Annotated in this window: 5 protein-coding genes and 1 tRNA gene; 2 read left to right on the forward strand and 4 right to left on the reverse strand. The window is 75.4% G+C overall.

The window, feature by feature from the left end; all coding sequences use genetic code 11:
* A partial coding sequence (locus tag ACFW1A_RS38145; protein WP_380417849.1) for a hypothetical protein occupies positions 1-688 on the forward strand: 688 nt, incomplete at its 5' end.
* Between the two features lie 89 nt (positions 689-777).
* Here ACFW1A_RS38145 and ACFW1A_RS38150 read toward each other — a convergent pair.
* From ACFW1A_RS38150 to ACFW1A_RS38165, 4 genes are all read right to left on the reverse strand, one after another.
* Complete coding sequence (locus tag ACFW1A_RS38150; protein WP_380417851.1) at positions 778-1,674, reverse strand: hypothetical protein; 897 nt, start codon at positions 1,672-1,674, stop codon at positions 778-780.
* A gap of 130 nt (positions 1,675-1,804) precedes the next feature.
* Positions 1,805-2,764: a C40 family peptidase gene (locus ACFW1A_RS38155; RefSeq protein WP_380417853.1), complete on the reverse strand. Its 960-nt coding sequence runs from the start codon at positions 2,762-2,764 to the stop codon at positions 1,805-1,807.
* Positions 2,765-3,104: 340 nt separating this feature from the next.
* Positions 3,105-3,611 carry an HIT family protein gene (locus ACFW1A_RS38160; RefSeq protein WP_380417856.1) on the reverse strand — a complete coding sequence of 169 codons (507 nt, stop codon included), beginning with the start codon at positions 3,609-3,611 and terminating at the stop codon, positions 3,105-3,107.
* A gap of 70 nt (positions 3,612-3,681) precedes the next feature.
* Positions 3,682-4,815 (reverse strand): methyltransferase domain-containing protein, encoded by a 1,134-nt coding sequence (locus ACFW1A_RS38165; protein WP_380417857.1) that lies wholly within the window; start codon positions 4,813-4,815, stop codon positions 3,682-3,684.
* Between the two features lie 410 nt (positions 4,816-5,225).
* On the opposite strand from ACFW1A_RS38165, the gene ACFW1A_RS38170 reads away from it, so the two are divergent.
* Positions 5,226-5,299, forward strand: a tRNA-Met gene (locus tag ACFW1A_RS38170).
* The last annotated feature ends 8 nt before the right edge of the window (positions 5,300-5,307 follow it).

A 5,307-nucleotide genomic window follows, 5' to 3' on the forward strand; every position in this document is an offset into this window, starting at 1 on the left:
ACACGTGATCGAGCCGCGGGAGAACGCCGTGCCGGATCCGGGGCAGGCCACCGATCTGGCGCGGTTCGTCGAGCTGCTGGAGCGCCTGCGGATCTGGGGCGGGGATCCGTCCTTCCGGACCCTGGCCAGGCGCGTCGGACCGTTGCTGCGCCCGCCGCAGGAGGTGTCGAAGTCCACCGTCGCCGACCTGTTCCGGCCCGGTCGGCGACGGCTCAACCAGGAGCTGGTCGTGGCCGTGGTCCGCGCCCTGGGGCTGGACGAACGCGCGGTCCGACAGTGGCGCGCAGCCTGCGTACGGGTGCACGCCCGGGCGAGGACCGCGAGCCCCGCGCAGCCGGTGCGGCCGGCGCGGGAGCCGTCGGTGGCGGTCGCCCGTGCCCTCCGGTCGGTCGTCAGCGTGGACCTGTCGGCAGCCGACCCGCAGGGTCGCAGCGCGGCCTTCTTCCCCGTCGCCGCGTCCACCACGGTCCAGGAGCTGCTGGACCAGATCTTCCTCGCCATAGCGTCCGGCGACGTCCGGCCGCTCAGCTACGGGACAGGCTGGCTCCTGGTGGACACCGGCGACGGGCGCGTATTCCGCGACCTGGGGTACCGGCGGACCGGGGGCGCGTTCCTGGCGGACTCCCGACTGCTCGGCGCCGTCGGGATCGGCGGGGGTTCGGAGCTGGCCGTCCGACGCCTCCCGTGACGGCTCCGCTCCCTCCGTCCGCCGGGCCGACGGTCCTCGGCGCGACCTGGTCAGGCCTCCGGGTCAGGCCTCCGGGTCAGGCTTCCGGGTCAGGTCTCCGAGTCCGGCAGTCGCCAGTCGAAGGGCATCAAGTCCCGCTCCCAGCCGGGCGACCCGGCCAGGGCATCGGCGGCCTGCGGCGTGCGCAGGAGGCAGCGGTGGCGCAGCAGCTCGCGCCGCTCGCGGGGTGTCAGGAGCCGCTCCTCGGCGCTGAGGTTCCTCGGGTGGTCGAGGTGCAGGTCGGGGTTGCCGTCGATGGGGTGGTCGGCCGCCGCGTTCAGCCGATCACCGGTCGGGGTCCGGTAGTCCAGCCGGAAGTCGGTGCGCCACTGGGAGTTGTGGCCCCAACCCTGGGACAGGTCGACCGTCGGCCGGTGGCGACGCCGGAAGGTCCAGTACATCGGCGACCGGTCCGCGACGCCGCGCTCCGCGTGCTCGGCGCCGGCCCGGATCCGCACGCCGGCCCGGTGGAACAGCAGGTCCCCCAGCATCAGCCCGGGCCACCGCACCCCGGTCAGCTCGATCGGCGCGTGCGGGTCGTCCGCCTGGTCGACCTCGACGATCTCGTGCAGGAACGGGTCGAACGGGACACCCGACTGAATCGGCGTCAGGCCGAGCTCGCCGAAGAGGTCGAGGTACTCGCGCTCCGGGAGCCCGGTCCACGGGCCGGTGGGGTCGGGCCCGTCGGAGGGCGGCTGGTGGGCGAGCAGCAGCAGGTCGCTGACCCGGTGCAGGGCGTAGAGCTCCCACCCGAGCGCCCGGCCGTCCGACGCGCCCTCCCCCGTGGCCCACCAACCGTCGTCCTGGCCCGCGGTGGCCAACCGGGCGCGGTAGTCACTGCCCCGGACCCGATCGAGCCACCGCTCGACGATCGTCCGGTACGGCTCCGCCTCCTCGGACCGGACCAGGGCCTCGTACAGTTCCCGCGCGTTCACCTCGTCGGACATGCGGCGAGCCTACGGGGGCACCGGGCAGGTGCGCCGGAACGGGTCGGGGCGGGGGACGCCGTCAGGAGTCTCCCGCGACACGACCGAGGGCCCCGGCGTGGTCGCCGGGGCCCTCGGGGGCGTGCTGCTGTTACGGGCGGCCCATCTGGGTGGGCCAGTACCCGCGGTTCAGCGTGGAGATCCGGATCGTGGTGCCCGGGTGCGCGGCCTCGACGTACTTGTTGTTGCCGAGGTAGATCGCCGCGTGGTGGATGCCCCGGGCGCTGCCGTCGTAGGACCAGAACAGCAGGTCGCCCCGGCGGAGCTGGTCGGCGCCGACCGGCGAGGTGGCCTCGTACTGGTCGTTGGCGACCCGGGGCAGCGAGATGCCGGCGTGCCGGAAGGACTGCTGGATCAGGCCGGAGCAGTCGTAGCTGTCCGGGCCGTTGCCGCCCATCACGAACGGCTTGCCGACCTGCGCCAGCGCGAACTGGACGGCGGTCTCGACGTCGCCGCGCTCGGCGGTCGCGGTCGCGAGGCTGCCGCCGCCCGCACTGTCCCCTCCCGAGCCGCCGGAGCTGCCCGAGCCGATCCGCTCCAGGTAGACGTCGCGGTGCGCGGTGTAGCGCCACTCGCCGCTGCTGTTGCGGAACCAGTAGACCGAGCCGTCCCAGCCCTGGCGCAGGCCACTGCCCGCGGCCGGGGCGGTGTCCGTGCTGTCCTGGTCGTCCGAGTCGGCGCTGTCGTCGGAGACGTACCCGGCGTCGGCGGTCGCGGTGGCGTCCGAGGAGTCGTCAGCGGTCCGGCTGTCGTCCGCGCCGTTGTCCGTGCTGTCGTCGGCGGCCTGGCCGTCGTCCTGGGACGGGGTGTCGTCGACCGGGGTCGCGTCGTCCTCGTCGCTCTGGGCGGGGTCGTCGGCGACCACCAGGCCCGGGTGGGCGGCGGCCGGCGCGGCCTGGGCGACGCCCGCGCCGAGGGCGATCGAGCTCGCGCCCGCCACGACGGCGGCGGCCAGGCCGACCCGGTGGCGCAACCGCCCGGTTCGACAGGTGGGGGCCTCGGACGGGGCGGGCTGCTGCGGCTGATCGGCAGAATTCAGGTCCGGCATCATGTTCCGGTGCTTCCTTCCGTGCGCCCGACCGGGCGGCCGGGTCGGCGGGGCCGGCCCCGTGACGGGGGCACGTCCCGCGCTGCACTGCGGCCTCCGGGCGCAGCCGGAGGGCCGGGATCGTGGGTGGTCCCACGGCCGCCACGCTAGGCAGCACCCCGCGAGCCGGGCTCACTGGAGTACGCCGAAGGGGGCAGCACGCTCCGTGAGGACGGCGGGCCCGCTTGGCGCCCGCGCCCGGCCGACGGGCCGGCGGACCGCCCGCCCCGGCCGCGGCACCCGGCGGCACCGGGCAGCACCGGGCGACCTCGGGAGGCGAGCCGGGCCGGTGGCTGACGGAGCGTCAGTCCGCCGCGGCGACGCGGGCCGCGACGGCCCGGCGCAGCCGGTCGGCGAGGGCGGACCGCTCGGCGGGGGTGTACGCGAGGACGCCGTTGCCGAAGGCGAGGGCCTCGAACTGCTGCTGCTCGTAGGGGACGCCGTGGGGCAGCCGGGCGACGTGCCAGTGCAGGTGGCTGTTGCCGGCCTGGGAGCCGAGGGAGAACAGGTAGGTCCGCTCGCCGCCCAGGACGTCCTCGGCGGCGAGGGCGACCAAGCGGACGGTGGCCATCAGGGCCAGGTACTCCGGCTCGGTCAGGTCGGTGACGGCGTGCTCCAGGTGCCGCTTGGGGACGACGAGCAGCTTGCCGGCCAGGACGGGCCACTTGTCGAGGAACGCCAGGTGCTCCGCGTTCTCGTAGACGATCTCGTGCGCGTAGGCCGGGTCGCCGGCGACCAGCCGGCAGATGAAGCAGGGTCCGTGCAGGGCGTGCTCGCGGTAGCCGGCCAGGTCCATCGGTTGTCGGTCCATCCGGCTCTCCTCGGTGGTGGCGCCCTGCCGGACGGGCTCGCGGCGGGCGGGGTGCGGGTCGGTCGGTCGGTCAGATCGCGCGGGCGGGGTCGTCCAGCCAGGCGTGCCAGCCGTCCGGGGTGAGGGTGAGTCCGAGGCGGTCGACGCCGGGCTCGCCCGCGTCGTGCCACCAGGCGAGGGTGCGGGCGAACTCGTCCCACAGGCATCGGCCGCCGTACTGGCGGACCCGGTGCGCCTGCTCGCCGTCGCGGAGGCTGACGGCGGCCCAGGCCGGGACGGTCAGGGAGTAGAGCCACAGCGTGCGGGTGCCGTCCTCGTGCGGCTGGACGGCGTGGACGACGTCACGCAGGCGCAGGCCGGCGGCGAAGGGGAACGGGTCGAAGGTGCCGTGCGGCGGCACGGTGGCGGTGGTGGTCAGCTCGGCGACCGGGCCGCCGGGAGCCGGGGGGTCGGGCCAGACCAGTCGCTGGGCCCGCATCTTCATGAACTCCACCAGCTGCAGGAAGGGGCCGCTCGCGGTGCCGTCGCCTCGAACGGTGAGCCGGACGAGGGCGTCGGCGTTGCTGTAGTGCGTGCCGAACGGTGCCAGGACCAGCCCGCCCGGTCGAGTCTGCTCGACCCAGGCCCGGGGGATCTCGCGCAGCCCGTAGGTCGCGATGATCCGGTCGTAGGGGGCGCCGGGCCGGTGGCCGACGGCACCGTCCCCGCAGACCGTGCGCGGGTGGTGGCCGGCCCGGTGGAGCGCGGCGCGGGCGCGGGCGCAGACCTGCGGGTCGATCTCGATCGTGGTCACGTTCGGGTCGCCGAGCCGGCGGCTCAGCAGTGCGGCGTTCCAGCCGGTGCCGGTGCCCTGTTCCAGCACCGTCATGCCCGGTTCGACCCGGAGGGCGTCCAGCATCGCGGCGACCACGGACGGCTGCGAGGCGGAGCTGGTCGGCACGGTGCCGGGTTCGGTTCCCCGGTGGGCGCCGTCGTCCCACTGGGTGACGATCGGGATGTCCGCGGCGGCGGCCGCCAGCCAGCCCGGCTCGTCGGTGGTGCGGTCGACGGGCCGGCTGGTCCCGGTGGCCATGTCGTGCGCCCAGACGAGGTCCGGCAGGAACTGCCGGCGCGGGAGGGCGTCGAAGGCCGTCGCCCACGCGTCGGCGACGGGGAAGGACCGCCCCGGCGCGGGGCGGTCCTCCCGCTCGGACGCGAGCCTCACTTGCGGTGTCCCCCGTCTCCCGGCGGCGGCGAACCGTCGGGGGACGGCGGGGTGGGGGGCGGCGTCCACGGGGTGCCCGGGAGGCCGTCCCCTCCCCCGCCGGAGCCTGGGTCGCCGTGGCCTCCAGTGTCCATGCCGTCCTCCTGTGGTCGCTGTGCCGGCGGTGGTGCCGGCGTGCCGTCGGCGGTGCCGGTGCACCGGACGTGCCCACCACCCACCGCCTGCCGTGACGTGCACGACCCTTCACCCGCGCCTGACGGCACGTCAAGGGCGCGCAGGAGCAGGAGGGCGGCACGCGCCGGACGGGCGGCCCACCCCGCACGCGACCGCCGCCGCGGGCCGCACCGGCGGCGCGCCGATGCGAATGTGGTCGGCGGCGGTGATCACAGCAGCTATAGTTGTCCCAACGACGCGGGGTGGAGCAGCTCGGTAGCTCGCTGGGCTCATAACCCAGAGGTCGCAGGTTCAAATCCTGTCCCCGCTACTGAAGAG

It is taken from the genome of Kitasatospora sp. NPDC058965 (genome assembly GCF_042741245.1).
Taxonomy (GTDB): Bacteria; Actinomycetota; Actinomycetes; order Streptomycetales; family Streptomycetaceae; genus Kitasatospora.

What these genes read in the sequence shown, in the direction of transcription:
- ACFW1A_RS38160 (WP_380417856.1), bottom strand. Translation starts at nt 3,611, where the DNA reads ATGGACCGACAACCGATGGACCTGGCCGGCTACCGCGAGCACGCCCTG.
- ACFW1A_RS38155 (WP_380417853.1), bottom strand. Translation starts at nt 2,764, where the DNA reads ATGATGCCGGACCTGAATTCTGCCGATCAGCCGCAGCAGCCCGCCCCG.
- ACFW1A_RS38150 (WP_380417851.1), bottom strand. Translation starts at nt 1,674, where the DNA reads ATGTCCGACGAGGTGAACGCGCGGGAACTGTACGAGGCCCTGGTCCGG.